Raw genomic sequence first — 14,708 nt, 5'->3', positions numbered from 1 at the left:
CGGTCAAGCCTCGGCGGCGTTCCCGGCCAGGCCCAGGGCCTCGATCAGCGACTGCATGTCGGCCGGCGTCTCGGCGGTGATCGTCTTCGTGCCGCCGGCGGGATGCGGAAAGCTCAGCGCCGCTGCATGCAGCATCAGCCGCGGCACCGGACGCCCGCCGGCCATCAGCGCCCCGCCATAACGCGCGTCGCCGGCGATCGGCCGCCCGATCGAAGCCAGATGGACGCGGATCTGGTGCATGCGTCCGGTCTGCGGGTTCGCCTCGACCAGCGCCGCTCCCTGCGCCTTGGCCAGGGTCCGATAGCGGGTCAGCGCCGTCTCCGCCTCGGGATGGTCCGGCGGGCAAACGCGCATATAGGCCTCGCGTCCAGCCTCCTCGCGGCGCAGGGCGGCCTCGATCACGCCGCCGGCCGGCTCAGGCGCGCTGGGGGTGACGATCGCCCAGTAGGTCTTGGCGAAGCGCCGTCCCATCATGTGCTTGCCGAGGAAGCTCGCCGCCGGCTTGGTTTTGGCGGTGAGGATCACGCCCGAGGTGTCGCGGTCGAGCCGGTGGATCAGGCGCGGCCGCGCCTTGCCCGGCTTGGCGAAGGCCCAGAGCAGTTCGTCCAGGGTGTTGACCTGCCCGCGCCCGCCCTGGCTGGACAGGCCCGAGGGCTTGTTCAGCGCCATGATGTCGGCGTCCTCGTAGATCACCAGGCTGCGGACCAGGGCGATCTCTTCGGGGGTCAGGGCGACGGGCTTGGGCTGGGCTTTAACCTTTGGCGGCGTGCGCGGCTTCACGACCGGCGGTTCCGCTGCTCGGCCCAACGCTCCAGGCGCTCCTTGATGCGCGCCTCCACGCCGACGTCCTTGGGCTGGTAGAAGTTCTGCCGATCCATGCCGTCCGGGAAGTAGTTCTGCCCCGAGAAGCCGCCCTCGACGTCATGGTCGTAGGCATAGCCTTTGCCGTAGCCGAGATCCTTCATCAGCTTGGTCGGGGCGTTGCGGATGTGCGCCGGCGGCATCAGCGAGCCGGTTTCGCGCGCCGCGCGCTGGGCGGCCTTGAAGGCCACGTAGACGGCGTTGGACTTGGGCGCCGCGGCCAGGTGCACGACCACCTGCGCCAGGGCCAGCTCGCCTTCCGGACTGCCGAGGAAGTCGTAAGTGTCCTTGGCGGCGTTGGCCAGGACCAGCGCCATGGGATCGGCCTCGCCGATATCCTCGACCGCCATGCGGATCAGCCGCCGGGCGATGAACAGCGGATCCTCGCCGCCGCCCAGCATCCGCGCCAGCCAGTAGAGCGCCGCATCCGGATCGGAGCCGCGCACCGACTTATGCAGCGCCGAGATCAGGTTGTAGTGCTCTTCCCGGTCCTTGTCGTAGGCGGGGCTGCGCTTCTGAAGGATCTGGCTCAGGTCCTTGATCGACAAGGGTTTCGCCGATCCGATGTTGAACAGCGTCTCCGCCAGGGTCAGCAGGTAACGGCCATCGCCGTCGGCCATGGCGACCAGGGCCTGACGCGCCTCGGGCTCGAGCGGCAAAGCCTTTTGCTCGTGGGCCTCGGCCTTGGTCAGCAGCGACTCCAGCGCCTCGTCGTCGAGCCGCTTTAGGACGTAAACCTGCGAGCGTGAGAGGAGCGCCCCGTTGAGCTCGAACGACGGGTTTTCGGTGGTGGCTCCCACCAAGGTGACGATGCCCTCCTCGACGAAGGGCAGAAAGCCGTCCTGCTGGGCGCGGTTGAAGCGATGGATCTCATCGACGAACAGCAGGGTCGACTGGCCGGCGGCGCGCCGCATCCGCGCCTGCTCGAACGCCTTCTTCAGATCCGCGACGCCGGAGAAGACGGCCGAGATCTGCTGGAACTCGTAGCCGGCCTCCTTGGCCAGCAGCCGGGCGATGGTCGTCTTGCCGGTGCCGGGCGGACCCCAGAGGATCATCGACGACAGGCGCTTGGCCTCGGCCATCCGGCCGATCGGCCCCTCAGGACCCAACAGATGGTCCTGCCCCACCACCTCGCCCAGCCGCTGCGGACGCAGGCGGTCGGCGAGCGGCGACGGCGCGTGCGGCGTCAGCCCGGCTGCTTCGAAGAGATCGGCCATAGGCGCCTTCTACCGCCCTTCGCGGATCGGAGCGAGAGCGGCGCGTCCAGCGCCGCCCTCGAAGCCGTCAGGTCCGGAAGTTGGCGGTGATCTCCTGGCCGTTACGCTCGATGGTCACCTGCCATTGGCCGCCGCCGCCGCCGAGCACGCCGGTCAGTTCGCGGACGCTGCCGATGTCGCGGCCGTTGACCTTGCGCACCAGATCGCCCGGGCGCAGACCCGCATTCATCGCAAAGCCGCGGCTGATGTTGGTCACCAGCACGCCTCGTCCGGCGAAAGGATCGATGCCCAGCTCGTCGGCCACTGCCGGCGAGAGGTTCACGACCGTCGCCCCGTCGAACGGATTGCGCCCGGAAATCACCTGCTCGTCCTTGGCCGGGGTCGCCGGCGGCGCCTCGGCGCGCAGGGTCAGGGTCTGTTCGCCGCTGCCGCGACGCACGCCCAGCTTGATGCTGTCGCCCGGACGCCGCGAGGAGATGGCGTAGGACACCGCGGCCGCATCAACCGCCGGGCGGCCGTCGACCGAGACGATGACGTCGCCCTGGCGCAGGCCGGCGCGCGCGGCCGGACCGTTCGGCCAGATGTCCGCCACCAGCGCGCCCTGCGGCACGCTCATGCCCATGCTGCGGGCCAGTTCGGCGGTCACCGTCTGGGTGCGGGCGCCGAGCCAGGGACGCACGACCGCCTGGCCGCCGCCCGCGGCGGTTTCGACCACCCGCCGGACGATCGCCGCCGGCACCGCGAAGCCGACGCCCGACGACGTCCCCGAGCGCGAAAGGATGAAACTGTTCACCCCGATCAGGTCGCCGTCCATGTCGACCAGGGCGCCGCCGGAGTTGCCCGGATTGATCGCCGCGTCGGTCTGGATGTAGGCGTTGGACGCATCGCCGTTCGGATCGGCGGTGCGGTTCAGGGCCGAGATGATCCCGTTGGTCACCGTCTGGCCGACGCCGAAGGGGTCGCCGATAGCCAGCACCAGGTCGCCGACCTGAGCCTCGCCGGAATCGTCGATCGCCAGGGTCGGCAAGCGCTCGCTTCCAACGTCGATCTTCAGGACCGCCAGGTCGGTGCGCGGGTCGGCCAGCAGCACGCGGGCGGTGTACTCTCGGCGGTCGGCCAGGGCGACGGTGATCTCCTGCCCGCCCTCGACCACGTGGTTGTTGGTCACCACGATGCCGTCGGCGCGGACGATGACGCCCGAGCCCAGCGAGCCCTGGATCCGCTCACGCGGAGCGCCCATGCCGAACATCTCCCAGAACGGGTCGGCCCGCTGTCGCACCAGGCGCTTGGACGAGATGTTGACCACGGCCGGCGCCGCCCGCTTCACGACGGGCGCGAAGGACGACTTCATGGTCAGGGCGTCGCCCGGCGCGGCCCGCGTCGGCTGAGTCAGCGGCGGGATCTGGGCGTTGGATTTGGCTGCAGGGTCGGAACAGGCGGCCAGCAGGGCCAGGGCGGGAATCAGGACGCGAAAGGCGCGCATAGAGTCTCCAGGCATCGTCTCAGGCCCGCACTCTCCGGAGTTTTCGGGCGCAATGATGGCGAACATCTAGGCTGCGCCGTCGCGATCGGAAACAGGTCTCAGGCGCCTGCGGCCGCCGCCTTGGGAACTCGCCCCACCCGCAGCGACAGGAACAGCGCCGCAATCAGCAGCGCGGAGGCCAGATAGATCGCCAATCCCGGCTGGTGCATCACCCCGTCATGGCGGATCGACCAGGCGAAGGTCATGCCAAAGACGATCGGGCCGATGACCGACGCGATGCCCTGCAGCGCCTGGTTCGCGCCCTGCAGCTGGCCCTGGGCGGACGGCTCGACGCGACGGGTCATCAGCCCCTGCAGGCCCGGCATCAGGAAGTTCATCAGCGCAAAGACCGGCACGCCGAGCATGTACGCCCAGCCGGTCTGGGCCATGCCGTAGATGGCGAACCCCGCCGCCCCAGCGGCCGCGCCCAGCAGCAGGGCCCCGCGCTCACCGATCTTCGCAACGACCGGTCCGACCAGCAGGGTCTGGACGATCACTCCGGCCAGGCCGGTCGCCATCATGGTCAGGCCCATGAACCCCGGCGTCCAGCCATAGCGATAGCCGGTGTAGAGCACGAAGATCGCCGGCAGCACGGTGTGGGCCAGCTGGAACAGGAAGCCGATGGAGGCCAGCCCCAGCAGTTCGTTGTGCGAGCGCAGGAAGCTAAGCGAGCCCACGGGGTTGGCGCGTTTCCAGTCGAACTTGGCGACCCTTTTCTCAGGCGGGAGGGATTCGGGCAGGATGAAGAAGCCATAGAGCCAGTTCACGCTGGTCAGGGCCGCCGCCACGAAGAACGGCAGACGCAGGTCGATGTCCCCAAGGAATCCGCCGAGCGCCGGTCCGACCAGGAAGCCGAACGAGAAGGCCGAGCCCATCCAGCCATAGGCCTTGGCGCGCTTGTCGGGCGGGGTGACGTCGGCGACGTAGGCGTTGGCGGTCGAGAAGCTCGCCGCGGTCAGGCCGTTGATCACGCGGCCCACGAACAGCCACATCAGGCTGGGGGCCAGGGCCATGAACAGGAAGTCGATGGCCAAGCCGCCGAGCGACACCAGCAAGATGGGGCGGCGGCCGTAACGGTCGGACATCATCCCGAGGATCGGACCGCAGAACAGCTGCATGACGCCCCAGACTGCGCCGAACAGCACGTTCCACTCGGAGGCCGCAGCGGTGTCGCCGCCGGTGAACTCCTTGATCAGGTTCGGCAGCACCGGGATCATGATCCCGAACGAAACCGCGTTGATGACCGCCGCGGCGAAGATGAAGCGGAAGGCCCCCGCCCAGCGCTTGTCGTCGCCGCTGGGGGCGCTCGGAGCACGCTCGGTCATCATTTCCTCCGCTCGGCCGCTTCGGGCCGCTTCCGTCTTTGAACTACCACGTTCGCCGTCTTAGGCCGACGTCTCGCGATAGGATGTCAGCAGTGTTCGCCACCAATCGGCCAGGCGCATCAGCAGCACCTCGTCGGGGAAGCCGTGGCGAGCCGCGCCCTCGGGCACCTGGTCGAAGCCGCGGTGCTCGACGCTTACCCGCGTCTCCTCGCCGACCGCCTCGAAGCGCACCTCGACCTCCGTCGAAAGCTCCGGCGGGAAGTTCGCCTGCCGCCAGGAAAAAACCAGGCGGTGCGGCGGCTCCCAGACCAGGATGCGCCCGATCTCGAACACCTTGCCGCTCGCGAGCGTCTCCGTCAGGCGCCCGCCCTCTTCCGGCTCGAAGGCCAGGACGCCCGGCGCACGGGGCGTGGTCTGGAAGAGACCGTTCGGCCGCCACCACGCGCCGATCTCGCCGACGAAGGCGGCGAAGGCGCGCTCCGGCCCGGCCTTCACCCGCAGGGCGACGTAGACCTTCGAGGTCACGGCGTCTTCTCGACATGGGCCTTGAAGGCGGTCAGCTGCTCGCTCCACAGCCGCTCGCTCTCCTCCAGCCAGCGCAACAGGTGCACCATCGGTTCGGGCCTCAAGGCATAGATACGGACGCGCGCGTCGAACTCCGGATGGCTTTCCTCCACCAGACCGCTCTCACGCAGCGTGCGCAGGTGACGGCTCATGGTCGGGGGCGACAGGCCGAGCTCACGCGCCAGTTCGCCGGACGGCCGCGGCCCGCGCGCCAGCACGTCCACGACCCGGCGGCGGGCAGGATCGGCCAGCGCCGCCAGTGTGGTGTCGAGGGCCCGAGCCGCGCTCATCGCCAGCCGGTGATCTTCAGGCCGCTGGCCGCCTCGGCATCCTCGCGGCTGACGCTCGCAACGGTCTGAGAAACGGTCCAGATGTGGCCTTCGGGATCGCGGCAGCGATAGGTGCGGTCGCCGTAGAACTGGGTCTCCGGCTCGGCCATGATCTCCGCCCCGGCGGCCTTGGCCCGCGCGAAGTGCGCATCGATGTCGCTATCGAGCTGTACGTGGACCGCCTGGGTGTTCTTGCCGCCGACGGACTTGGGGCTCTTGTGATCGCCGCTCCATTCCTGGCCGATCATCACGTAGCTGTCGCCGAACTCCATCTGCGAGTGGGCGACATTGCCGTCGGCGTCCTCAAGCAGCATGACGAGCTCGAAGCCGAAGGCCTTCTCGAGCCAGCCCAGGGCCGCCTTGGGGTCCTGGTAGAACAACGCGGAACGGAATCCTGCGGACATGGCGTCCTCCTCTGGGTGCGTCAGGCTTTGATCTTGTGGCCGGTGGCCTGTTCCATCTGCGCGACCGACAGCTCCTGAACGGTCTGGCCGAACGACCAGGGATGGTCCTCCAGGTCCCGGCAGGTGAAGACGCGGTCGCCATAGGGCTGGTCGGCCGGCTCGCGCTCGATGACGGCGCCCGCCCCGCGGGCGCGCTCGCAGAGTTCGTCCAGGCCGTCTTCGAGCTGCACGTGAACCGACTGGGTCGATCGCCCGCCGAACGCGGCGGGACTGACGGCGCGTCCGCTCGGCGGCCCCACGACCATGATGTAGCCATCGTGGAGCGCGAGCTCGGAGTGGATCACCCCGCCCTGCCCGTCGTCGACCACCATGCGGGTCTCGAAGCCGAAGGCCTGCTCAAGCCAGGCGATGGCCGCCATCGGGTCGCGATACCAAAGCAGCGGGCCGATGGTCGGCAGCTTCCTGCGGTCGCTCATCGCTTACCTCCCTGGTTCGCGCGGCGCATTCAATTTCAATAAGGTATAATATTTTCCGCTTTTCGCAAGCATATTCACATGCCGAACCGGCAAAGCAAAAGCCCCGGGCGTTTCCGCCCGGGGCTCTCGAAATCTGCTGACTGCAGGGTGGTCTTATTCGTCGGCGAAGCCGACGTCTTGGACCGGACCCGAGTCCTTGCCCTTTTCGGCCGGATCGCGATCGACGAACTCGATCACGGCCAGCGGGGCGTTGTCGCCGTAGCGGAAGCCGGCCTTCAGGACGCGGATGTAGCCGCCCTGACGTTCCTTGTAGCGCGGGCCGAGGACGGCGAAGAGCTTGCCGACTTGTTCGACGTCACGGACCTGGCTGATCGCCTGACGACGAGCGTGCAGGTCGCCGCGCTTGGCCAGCGTGACCAGCTTTTCGACGACCGGACGCAGTTCCTTGGCCTTCGGCAGGGTCGTGACGATCTGCTCGTGCTTGATCAGGCTCGCCGCCATGTTGGCGAACATCGCGGTGCGGTGGGCGGTCGTACGACCGAGTTTGCGGTGGGCTTTGCCGTGACGCATTTCATATCTCCTGGGTCGCTCGACCCGCTGGACGCCCCCTGATGCGGAGAACGTCCTTGCCTAACCAAGTCCCAGCCTGCTCCCAGCGGGGTCAAAACGAAGCACCGGGGCCCTCCACCGCTATTGCAGCTTCCCAGGGCCCTAGCCGCGCGAACGGCTTGGAGTCAGCGCACAGTCCTAAGAACCGAGGCCCGCTAGGCGGGCCTCGGAGGGTCTTACATCTGATCGTCGAACTTCTTGGCGAGTTCTTCGATGTTTTCCGGCGGCCAGTTCGGCACGTCCATGCCGAGATGCAGGTTCATGCCCGCGAGCACTTCCTTGATCTCGTTCAGCGACTTGCGGCCGAAGTTCGGAGTGCGGAGCATTTCCGCCTCGGTCTTCTGGATCAGGTCGCCGATGTAGACGATGTTGTCGTTCTTCAGGCAGTTTGCCGAACGGACCGAGAGCTCCAGCTCGTCGACCTTCTTCAGCAGCGCCGGGTTGAACGGCAGTTCCGGCTTGCTCTCGCCTTCGACCTTCTTCTTCGGCTCTTCGAAGGTGATGAAGATCTGCAGCTGGTCCTGGAGGATACGGGCGGCGAAGGCCACCGCGTCCACCGGCGAAATCGCGCCGTTGGTTTCCACTTCCATGATCAGCTTGTCATAGTCGAGGCTCTGGCCCTGGCGGGTCGGCTCGACGCGATAGGCGACGCGCTTGACCGGCGAGAACAGGCTGTCGACCGCGATCAGGCCGATCGGGGCGTCTTCCGGACGGTTGCGTTCGGCGGCGACGTAGCCCTTGCCGTTGTTGACCGTGAACTCCATGCGCACGGTGGCGCCGTCGTCCAGCGTGCACAGCACGTGGTCAGGGTTCAGCACTTCGATGTCCGACGGGACTTCGATCTGGCCGGCGGTCACAACGCCCGGGCCGGTGGCCTTCAGCGTCATGCGCTTGGGGCCCTCGGCGTGCATGCGCAGCGCCAATTGCTTGATGTTCAGGACGATGTCGACAACGTCTTCCCGAACGCCTTCCAGCGACGAGAACTCATGCACGACGCCGTCGATCTGGACGGCGGTCACGGCCGCGCCCTGCAGCGACGACAGAAGCACCCGGCGGAGGCTGTTGCCGAGCGTCACCCCGAAACCGCGCTCGAGCGGCTCGGCCACCAGACGCGCCTTGCGGTTCGCGTCGGTTCCGGCCTCGATCAGCGGCTTCTCGGGACGGATGAGCTCGTTCCAGTTTCTTTCGATCACGTAGAGATGTCCCTCGAAACGCAGGATCGCCGGACACGAAGAACTCGGTCCGGCGCGTGGGGATTGCGGTACTGCGGTACTTAGACCCGCCGGCGCTTGGGCGGCCGGCAGCCGTTGTGCGGAATGGGGGTCACGTCGCGGATGGTGGTGATCGTCATGCCGACCGACTGAAGCGCCCGCAGAGCCGACTCACGCCCGGAACCCGGACCCGAGACGTTCACTTCGAGGGTCTTCACGCCATGCTCGGCAGCCTTCCGGCCGGCGTCCTCGGCCGCCATCTGGGCGGCGTACGGAGTCGACTTGCGGGAGCCCTTGAAGCCCATCATGCCGGCCGACGACCAGGAGATGGTGTTCCCCTGCGCGTCCGTGATGGTGATCATGGTGTTGTTGAACGAGGCGTTCACGTGCGCCACGCCCGAGGTGATGTTCTTGCGTTCGCGACGTTTGACGCGCGCCGGTTCCTTGGCCATCGCTAAGCTCTCTTACTTCTTCTTGCCGGCGATCGGCTTGGCCGGACCCTTGCGGGTGCGGGCGTTGGTGTGGGTGCGCTGACCGCGGACCGGCAGGCCCTTGCGGTGACGCAGGCCGCGATAGCAGGCAAGGTCCATCAGACGCTTGATGTTGACCGCCGTCTCGCGACGCAGGTCACCCTCAACGAGGTAATCGCGGTCGATCGCTTCGCGGATCTGCAGCACCTCGGCGTCGGTCAGCTGATTGACGCGGCGAGCGTCCTCAATGCCAACCTTCTGGACGATCTCCTTGGCTTTCGCCTGGCCGATCCCATGGATGTACTGCAGCGCAATGACGACGCGCTTGTTAGTCGGAATGTTGACGCCAGCGATACGGGCCACGCGTTGAATCTCCTAGTCACGCAGAGAAGCGCGAACGGCGCCCCGGCCCAGAATCCCATACAGGAAGGCCGGCACGTCCTTCGCGCCCTTTCGCGGAAGCGCACCGTTATAGGGAACGTTGCGTTTCCGTCAATGGAGCAATCGCAGGAATCTGAAGCTTTTCAGACTTCCGCAATCGCTGGGCGGGTTGGTCGCCGAAAATCAGGCCTTGAGGGCCTGGTCGATTCCGGCGGCGACGTCCTCGATCGAACCCATGCCGTCCAACTCGACCAGTTTTTTCTGGTCTTGATAGTACGGCAGCAAGGGCGCGGTCTGGTCGTTGTAGGCCGAGAGCCGCACCTTGAAGCTCTCGGGATTGTCGTCAGGGCGGCCCGACTCGGCGAAGCGGCCAGCAACCCGGTTGAGGAGCTGCTCGTCGTCCACCTTCAGGCGCAGCACTAGATCGATTCGCGAGCCGCGCTTGGCCAGCATCTCGTCCAGCGCCTTGGCCTGAGCCAGGGTCCGCGGAAACCCGTCGAAGATCGCCCCGCCGGCCGCCTCGGCCTCCGGCAGACGCTCCTCGATCAACGCGATGACGATCTCGTCGGTGACCAGCTCGCCCCGCTGCATGACGCCCTCGACGCGCTTGCCGAGCTCAGAGCCCGAAGCGATCGCGGCGCGCAGCATGTCCCCCGTGGAGAGCTGGACCATCTTGCGGGACTCGACCAGGCGCTTGGCCTGCGTTCCCTTGCCCGCCGCCGGCGGGCCGAACAGGATCAAATTCATCTTCTTAAATGTCCCCCTCCCCGGCCGCCCCTTTCGGCCGGACCGATCCTTAGCGTCCGCCGCGTCCGCCGCGGAGCTTGGATTTCTTGATCAAACCTTCGTACTGGTGCGCCAGCAGATGCGACTGGATCTGCGTCACCGTATCCATGGTCACGCTCACCACGATCAGGATCGACGTGCCGCCCAGATAGAACGGCGCCTTGAAATATCCGATCAGCGCTTCCGGCATCAGGCAGACCAGCGTGATGTACGCCGCGCCGATCACGGTCAGGCGGGTCAGCACGTAGTCGAGATACTCCGCCGTCCGCTTGCCCGGGCGGATGCCCGGCAAGAAGCCGCCGTACTTGCGCAGGTTCTCAGCGGTGTCGTCCGGATTGAAGACGACCGACGTGTAGAAGAAGCAGAAGAAGATGATCAGCAGCGCATAGAGCACCATGAACGCCGGGCGCCCGTGCTGCAGCTGACCGACCATGCCGGGCAGCCATTGCGCCCAGGCGGGTAGATCCGCGGTCGCCAGGAAGCCCATCGCCGTGGTCGGCAGCAACAGCAGCGACGAGGCGAAGATCGGCGGAATGACGCCGGCGGTGTTGATTTTCAGCGGCAGGAACGAGGTGTCGCCGCCGAACATCCGGTTGCCCTGCTGACGCTTGGGATACTGGACCAGCAGGCGGCGCTGCGAGCGCTCCATGAACACGATCGCGAACACCACGGCGATAGCCAGGGCGATGATCGCGAACATGGCGAACGGCGACAACGAGCCGGTCCGCGTCATGGTGAACATCTGCCAGACGCCCTGCGGCAGCACCGCGACGATGCCGGCGAAGATGATCAGCGACACGCCGTTGCCAACGCCGCGGCTGGTGATCTGCTCGCCCAGCCACATCAGGAACAGGGTCCCGCCGGTTAGGGTCACGACCGTCGAGGCCAGGAAGAACAGGCCGGGGTTCAGCACCAGGCCGGGGCTGTTCTGCAGCCCGGTGGCGATGGCGAAGGATTGGAACAGCGCCAGCACGACCGTCAGATAGCGGGTGTACTGGTTGAGCGTCTTGCGGCCCGCCTCCCCGCCTTCCTTTCGCAGCTTCTCCCACGGCGGATAAACCGTGCCGAGCAGCTGAACGATGATGGAGGCCGAGATGTACGGCATCACGTTCAGCGAGAAGATCGCCATCCGTTGGACGGCGCCCCCCGAGAACATGTTGAACATGCCGAGGATGCCTTGCGCCTGGCCCTGGAAGGCCTGGGCGAACGCCGCCGGGTCGATGCCCGGAATCGGGATGTAGGTCCCGAGGCGATAGACGATCAGCGCACCCAGCGTGAAGAGGATGCGCTTGTGCAGCTCCGTCGCCTTCTGGAAGGCGCCGAAGTTCATGTTCGCTGCGAGCTGTTCGGCGGCCGAAGCCATTTAGAACCCCAGACTAAAGGACCGGACGTACATAGGGCGTCCATCCTGCGCTGTCATCCGGCCGCCTTGCCTCACCCTCCCCCAAACATGTGGAAGCGGGCCAGACAGGCGCCGGATGGTCAGCGTGGGTCCCCGCGCTTGACGCGCGGAGAGCGGCTTACTCGGCGGCTTCGGCAGCGGCCGGACCGGTCGTGGTGACCTTGCCGCCAGCCTTCTCGACGGCGGCCTTGGCCGCGGCCGAAGCCGAATAGACGGTGATCTCGATCTTGGACTTCAGTTCGCCCTTGCCCAGGAGACGGACGCCGTCCTTCTCACGGCGCAGCACGCCGGCGGCGATCAGAACCTCGGCGTCGATGGCCTTCTTGGCGTCGAGCTTGCCGGCGGCGATCGCCTGCTCAAGGCGCCACAGGTTCACTTCCGCGAATTCCTTGGCGAAGGGGTTGTTGAAGCCGCGCTTCGGCATCCGCATGTGCAGCGGCATCTGGCCGCCTTCGAAGCCGTTGATGGCGACGCCGCTGCGCGCCTTCTGGCCCTTCACACCACGGCCGCCGGTCTTGCCCTTGCCCGAACCCGGGCCGCGGCCGACGCGCATGCGGTTCTTGGTGGAGCCTTCGCGCGGCGAAAGTTCGTTGAGCTTGGTCATGTGACGCCTCTCCTTGGAGATCTGTCGCCCGGGATCGGTCCCGGACTCGGCTGAAAAAGATTGTTGGCCGCCGAAACGGCCGAAGAGGCGACGCTTTTGGCGCCGCCTCTCCTAAACGTCCAGTCGAAAGGCGCTTAGCCTTCGATCACTTCCACCATGTGATGGACCTTGGCGATCATCCCGCGCACCGACGGGGTGTCTTCCAGGACCGACACGCGGCCGATGCGGTTCAGGCCGAGACCGATGAGGGTCGCGCGCTGATCGCTCTTGCGGCGGATGGGGCTCGCCGTCTGACGAACGGTCACCTTAGCCATGGATTACTCTCCGTCAGCGGCGGCGACCGCAGCGCTGTCAGCCTTGCGGCCCAGCACGTCGGCGACCTTCTTGCCGCGCTTGGCGGCGACCTGGCGGGGCGAAGACTGAGCCTTCAGCGCCTCGAAGGTCGCGCGCACCATGTTGTAGGGGTTCGACGAGCCGACCGACTTGCCGACGACGTCCTGGACGCCGAGGGTTTCAAGCACCGCACGCATCGGACCGCCGGCGATGACGCCGGTGCCCGGAGGCGCCGAGCGGACCATCACCTTGCCGGCGCCCCAACGGCCAGCGCCGTCGTGGTGCAGGGTGCGGCTCTCGCGGAGCGGCACGCGGATCATGGTCTTCTTGGCTTCCTCGGTCGCCTTACGGATGGCTTCCGGCACTTCGCGCGCCTTGCCATGGCCGTAGCCGACGCGGCCCTTCTGATCGCCGACCACCATCAGGGCGGCGAACGAGAAGCGACGGCCGCCCTTCACGGTGGCGGCGACGCGGTTGATGTGCACCAGCTTCTCGACGATGTCGGATTCGGCGCGCTCTTCCGCTTGATTGCCGCGGTTGCGGTCACGACGGCCTTGGCCGTCACCACCACGTTGTTCGTTTCCACGAGCCATCAGCGTACCCCTAGAAGTTCAGGCCGGCTTCGCGCGCGGCGTCGGCCAGGGCTTTCACCCGGCCGTGGTAGATATAACCGCCACGATCGAAGACGACGTCCTTGACACCCTTTTCGATGGCGCGTTGCGCCACGAGCGCGCCCACACGGGCGGCGGCGTCCTTGTCGGAACCCTTCTGCTTGTCGCCCTCGAGGGTCGAGGCGGCAGCCAGGGTCACGCCGCGTTCATCATCGATGATCTGGGCGTAGATGTTCTTGGACGAGCGGAAGACCGACAGACGCGGCCGACCATTCGCCACCGACCGCAGGCGGATGCGCGTGCGCTCGGCACGACGCTTGGCGGTGTCACGGGGTTTAAGAGCCATGGCCTACTTCTTCTTGCCTTCCTTGCGGCGAACCTTCTCGCCGGCATAACGGACGCCCTTGCCCTTGTAGGGCTCCGGCGGACGCAGGCGACGGATCTTCGAGGCGATCTCGCCGACGGCTTGCTTGTCGATGCCCGAGATCTTGATCTCGGTCTGCTTCGGCGTCGCAAACGTGATCCCGGCGGGCGGGGGCACGTCGACGTCGTGGCTGAAGCCGAGCTGCATGGAGAGCGCCTGGCCCTTCATGGCGGCGCGGTAACCGACGCCGACCAGCTCGAGCGTCTGCTCGAAGCCCTCGGTCACGCCGGTGACCATGTTGCTCACCAGGGTGCGCGACAGGCCCCACATGGCTTGCGCCCGGGTCGAGTCGACGCGCTTCGAGAGCTGGAGCTCAGCTCCCTCCTGCTTGACTTCGATTTCTTCGGCGACGGTCCACGACAGCTGACCCTTCGGGCCCTTAATCGTGACGGTCTGGCCGCTGATGGTCACCGTCACGCCCGAAGGGACGGCGACCGCCTTCTTTCCAATCCGCGACATCTTAGTAGACCCGCAACAGGACTTCGCCGCCCACGTTCGCGTCACGCGCGGCCGTGTCCGACATGACGCCCTTCGGCGTCGACAGGATCGAGATACCCAGGCCGTTCTTGATCGGCTTCAGGTCCTTGATCGACGAGTAGACGCGGCGGCCAGGCTTCGACACGCGGCGGATCTCAGCGATCACCGGCTGACCGTCGAAGTACTTCAGCTCGATTTCGAACTCCGGGAACGCGCCCGGCTTCTGAACGAGTTGGTAGCCGCGGATGTAGCCTTCCTCCGCCAGAACGTCGAGAACGCGCGCACGCATCCTCGAAGCCGGCGTGGAAACCTTCGAACGGCCGCGGGTGGCGGCGTTCTTGATGCGGGCGATCATATCGCCAACGGGGTCGTTCACCATGAGACCCTCCTCACCAGCTCGACTTGACGAGGCCAGGAATCTGGCCGTTCGAACCCAGTTCGCGCAGCGCGATCCGGCTCATCTTAAGCTTGCGGTAGTAGGCGCGCGGGCGGCCCGTGACTTCGCAACGGTTACGGATGCGGGTCTTGGACGAGTTACGCGGCAGTTCGGCGAGCTTCAGGCGCGCTTCGAAGCGTTCTTCGAGCGGCAGGCTCTCGTCGTTGGCGATCGCCTTGAGTTCTTCACGCTTCGCGGCGAATTGCTTCACCAGCTTGCGGACCATCTCGTTGCGATTGACAGCGCTTTTCTTGGCCATTTGTTCT

Annotated in this window: 21 protein-coding genes; all 21 read right to left on the bottom strand. The window is 66.7% G+C overall.

Annotated features, from left to right (window positions below; translation table 11 throughout):
* Window positions 1–3: 3 nt before the first annotated feature.
* The 21 genes from AC1Q87_RS01670 to rpsN all read right to left on the bottom strand — a co-directional run bounded on the left by AC1Q87_RS01670 (window position 4) and on the right by rpsN (window position 14,701).
* Window positions 4–780 (bottom strand): RluA family pseudouridine synthase, encoded by a 777-nt coding sequence (locus AC1Q87_RS01670; protein ID WP_492607277.1) that lies wholly within the window; start codon window positions 778–780, stop codon window positions 4–6.
* A complete protein-coding gene (locus AC1Q87_RS01665) occupies window positions 777–2,078 on the bottom strand; it encodes a replication-associated recombination protein A (RefSeq protein ID WP_492607276.1) in 1,302 nt (433 codons plus the stop codon). Before AC1Q87_RS01665 ends, AC1Q87_RS01670 begins: the two co-directional genes overlap by 4 nt.
* Before the next feature lie 67 nt (window positions 2,079–2,145).
* A complete protein-coding gene (locus tag AC1Q87_RS01660; protein WP_492607275.1) occupies window positions 2,146–3,561 on the bottom strand; it encodes a Do family serine endopeptidase in 1,416 nt (471 codons plus the stop codon).
* Window positions 3,562–3,659: 98 nt separating this feature from the next.
* Complete coding sequence (locus AC1Q87_RS01655; RefSeq protein ID WP_492607274.1) at window positions 3,660–4,925, bottom strand: TCR/Tet family MFS transporter; 1,266 nt, start codon at window positions 4,923–4,925, stop codon at window positions 3,660–3,662.
* A gap of 60 nt (window positions 4,926–4,985) precedes the next feature.
* Window positions 4,986–5,450 (bottom strand): SRPBCC family protein, encoded by a 465-nt coding sequence (locus AC1Q87_RS01650; protein WP_492607273.1) that lies wholly within the window; start codon window positions 5,448–5,450, stop codon window positions 4,986–4,988.
* Entirely contained in the window at window positions 5,447–5,779 is a 333-nt protein-coding gene (locus AC1Q87_RS01645; protein WP_492607272.1) for an ArsR/SmtB family transcription factor, read from the bottom strand. The genes AC1Q87_RS01650 and AC1Q87_RS01645 overlap by 4 nt, the downstream gene beginning before the upstream one ends.
* Window positions 5,776–6,222: a VOC family protein gene (locus tag AC1Q87_RS01640; RefSeq protein ID WP_492607271.1), complete on the bottom strand. Its 447-nt coding sequence runs from the start codon at window positions 6,220–6,222 to the stop codon at window positions 5,776–5,778. The genes AC1Q87_RS01645 and AC1Q87_RS01640 overlap by 4 nt, the downstream gene beginning before the upstream one ends.
* Before the next feature lie 20 nt (window positions 6,223–6,242).
* Entirely contained in the window at window positions 6,243–6,698 is a 456-nt protein-coding gene (locus AC1Q87_RS01635; RefSeq protein ID WP_492607270.1) for a VOC family protein, read from the bottom strand.
* 153 nt (window positions 6,699–6,851) lie between these two features.
* Complete coding sequence (gene rplQ / locus AC1Q87_RS01630; RefSeq protein ID WP_436061015.1) at window positions 6,852–7,268, bottom strand: 50S ribosomal protein L17; 417 nt, start codon at window positions 7,266–7,268, stop codon at window positions 6,852–6,854.
* 215 nt (window positions 7,269–7,483) lie between these two features.
* Window positions 7,484–8,500 carry a DNA-directed RNA polymerase subunit alpha gene (locus AC1Q87_RS01625; protein WP_183777087.1) on the bottom strand — a complete coding sequence of 339 codons (1,017 nt, stop codon included), beginning with the start codon at window positions 8,498–8,500 and terminating at the stop codon, window positions 7,484–7,486.
* 80 nt (window positions 8,501–8,580) lie between these two features.
* Window positions 8,581–8,970: a 30S ribosomal protein S11 gene (gene rpsK, locus AC1Q87_RS01620; RefSeq protein ID WP_183777088.1), complete on the bottom strand. Its 390-nt coding sequence runs from the start codon at window positions 8,968–8,970 to the stop codon at window positions 8,581–8,583.
* 12 nt (window positions 8,971–8,982) lie between these two features.
* Window positions 8,983–9,351, bottom strand: a complete 369-nt coding sequence (gene rpsM / locus AC1Q87_RS01615; protein WP_312167028.1) for a 30S ribosomal protein S13 — start codon at window positions 9,349–9,351, stop codon at window positions 8,983–8,985.
* Between the two features lie 201 nt (window positions 9,352–9,552).
* A complete protein-coding gene (locus AC1Q87_RS01610) occupies window positions 9,553–10,116 on the bottom strand; it encodes an adenylate kinase (protein WP_492607269.1) in 564 nt (187 codons plus the stop codon).
* Between the two features lie 49 nt (window positions 10,117–10,165).
* Window positions 10,166–11,518: a preprotein translocase subunit SecY gene (gene secY, locus AC1Q87_RS01605; RefSeq protein WP_492607268.1), complete on the bottom strand. Its 1,353-nt coding sequence runs from the start codon at window positions 11,516–11,518 to the stop codon at window positions 10,166–10,168.
* 157 nt (window positions 11,519–11,675) lie between these two features.
* A complete protein-coding gene (gene rplO / locus AC1Q87_RS01600) occupies window positions 11,676–12,161 on the bottom strand; it encodes a 50S ribosomal protein L15 (protein WP_492607267.1) in 486 nt (161 codons plus the stop codon).
* Window positions 12,162–12,295: 134 nt separating this feature from the next.
* Window positions 12,296–12,475: a 50S ribosomal protein L30 gene (gene rpmD / locus AC1Q87_RS01595; protein WP_183777092.1), complete on the bottom strand. Its 180-nt coding sequence runs from the start codon at window positions 12,473–12,475 to the stop codon at window positions 12,296–12,298.
* Window positions 12,476–12,478: 3 nt separating this feature from the next.
* On the bottom strand, window positions 12,479–13,087 hold the full coding sequence (gene rpsE / locus AC1Q87_RS01590; protein ID WP_436061011.1) for a 30S ribosomal protein S5: 609 nt from the start codon (window positions 13,085–13,087) through the stop codon (window positions 12,479–12,481).
* A gap of 10 nt (window positions 13,088–13,097) precedes the next feature.
* Window positions 13,098–13,451, bottom strand: coding sequence for a 50S ribosomal protein L18 (gene rplR / locus AC1Q87_RS01585; protein ID WP_056018102.1), 354 nt, complete (start codon window positions 13,449–13,451; stop codon window positions 13,098–13,100).
* A gap of 3 nt (window positions 13,452–13,454) precedes the next feature.
* The gene (gene rplF, locus AC1Q87_RS01580; RefSeq protein ID WP_492607266.1) at window positions 13,455–13,988 is read right to left on the bottom strand and encodes a 50S ribosomal protein L6; all 534 of its coding nucleotides are present in this window, start codon (window positions 13,986–13,988) and stop codon (window positions 13,455–13,457) included.
* Window position 13,989: 1 nt separating this feature from the next.
* Window positions 13,990–14,385 (bottom strand): 30S ribosomal protein S8, encoded by a 396-nt coding sequence (gene rpsH, locus AC1Q87_RS01575; protein ID WP_492607265.1) that lies wholly within the window; start codon window positions 14,383–14,385, stop codon window positions 13,990–13,992.
* A 10-nt stretch (window positions 14,386–14,395) separates the two neighbouring features.
* Window positions 14,396–14,701 carry a 30S ribosomal protein S14 gene (gene rpsN / locus AC1Q87_RS01570; RefSeq protein WP_183777097.1) on the bottom strand — a complete coding sequence of 102 codons (306 nt, stop codon included), beginning with the start codon at window positions 14,699–14,701 and terminating at the stop codon, window positions 14,396–14,398.
* Window positions 14,702–14,708 lie beyond the last annotated feature (7 nt).

The organism is Phenylobacterium sp. GW823-FHT02A09 (genome assembly GCF_058797775.1).
The sequence above is the reverse complement of the archived record's forward strand: the minus strand, read 5'-3'. Positions and strand labels throughout refer to the sequence as shown.

Bases quoted from the DNA above. Each gene is read 5' to 3' on its own strand.
- AC1Q87_RS01660 (WP_492607275.1), bottom strand. From the start codon at position 3,561: ATGCGCGCCTTTCGCGTCCTGATTCCCGCCCTGGCCCTGCTGGCCGCC.
- secY (WP_492607268.1), bottom strand. From the start codon at position 11,518: ATGGCTTCGGCCGCCGAACAGCTCGCAGCGAACATGAACTTCGGCGCC.
- rplF (WP_492607266.1), bottom strand. From the start codon at position 13,988: ATGTCGCGGATTGGAAAGAAGGCGGTCGCCGTCCCTTCGGGCGTGACG.
- rplO (WP_492607267.1), bottom strand. From the start codon at position 12,161: ATGACCAAGCTCAACGAACTTTCGCCGCGCGAAGGCTCCACCAAGAAC.
- rpsE (WP_436061011.1), bottom strand. From the start codon at position 13,087: ATGGCTCGTGGAAACGAACAACGTGGTGGTGACGGCCAAGGCCGTCGT.
- AC1Q87_RS01665 (WP_492607276.1), bottom strand. From the start codon at position 2,078: ATGGCCGATCTCTTCGAAGCAGCCGGGCTGACGCCGCACGCGCCGTCG.
- rplR (WP_056018102.1), bottom strand. From the start codon at position 13,451: ATGGCTCTTAAACCCCGTGACACCGCCAAGCGTCGTGCCGAGCGCACG.
- AC1Q87_RS01640 (WP_492607271.1), bottom strand. From the start codon at position 6,222: ATGTCCGCAGGATTCCGTTCCGCGTTGTTCTACCAGGACCCCAAGGCG.
- AC1Q87_RS01655 (WP_492607274.1), bottom strand. From the start codon at position 4,925: ATGACCGAGCGTGCTCCGAGCGCCCCCAGCGGCGACGACAAGCGCTGG.
- rplQ (WP_436061015.1), bottom strand. From the start codon at position 7,268: ATGCGTCACGGCAAAGCCCACCGCAAACTCGGTCGTACGACCGCCCAC.
- AC1Q87_RS01635 (WP_492607270.1), bottom strand. From the start codon at position 6,698: ATGAGCGACCGCAGGAAGCTGCCGACCATCGGCCCGCTGCTTTGGTAT.
- AC1Q87_RS01610 (WP_492607269.1), bottom strand. From the start codon at position 10,116: ATGAATTTGATCCTGTTCGGCCCGCCGGCGGCGGGCAAGGGAACGCAG.
- rpsK (WP_183777088.1), bottom strand. From the start codon at position 8,970: ATGGCCAAGGAACCGGCGCGCGTCAAACGTCGCGAACGCAAGAACATC.
- AC1Q87_RS01645 (WP_492607272.1), bottom strand. From the start codon at position 5,779: ATGAGCGCGGCTCGGGCCCTCGACACCACACTGGCGGCGCTGGCCGAT.
- rpmD (WP_183777092.1), bottom strand. From the start codon at position 12,475: ATGGCTAAGGTGACCGTTCGTCAGACGGCGAGCCCCATCCGCCGCAAG.
- rpsN (WP_183777097.1), bottom strand. From the start codon at position 14,701: ATGGCCAAGAAAAGCGCTGTCAATCGCAACGAGATGGTCCGCAAGCTG.
- rpsH (WP_492607265.1), bottom strand. From the start codon at position 14,385: ATGGTGAACGACCCCGTTGGCGATATGATCGCCCGCATCAAGAACGCC.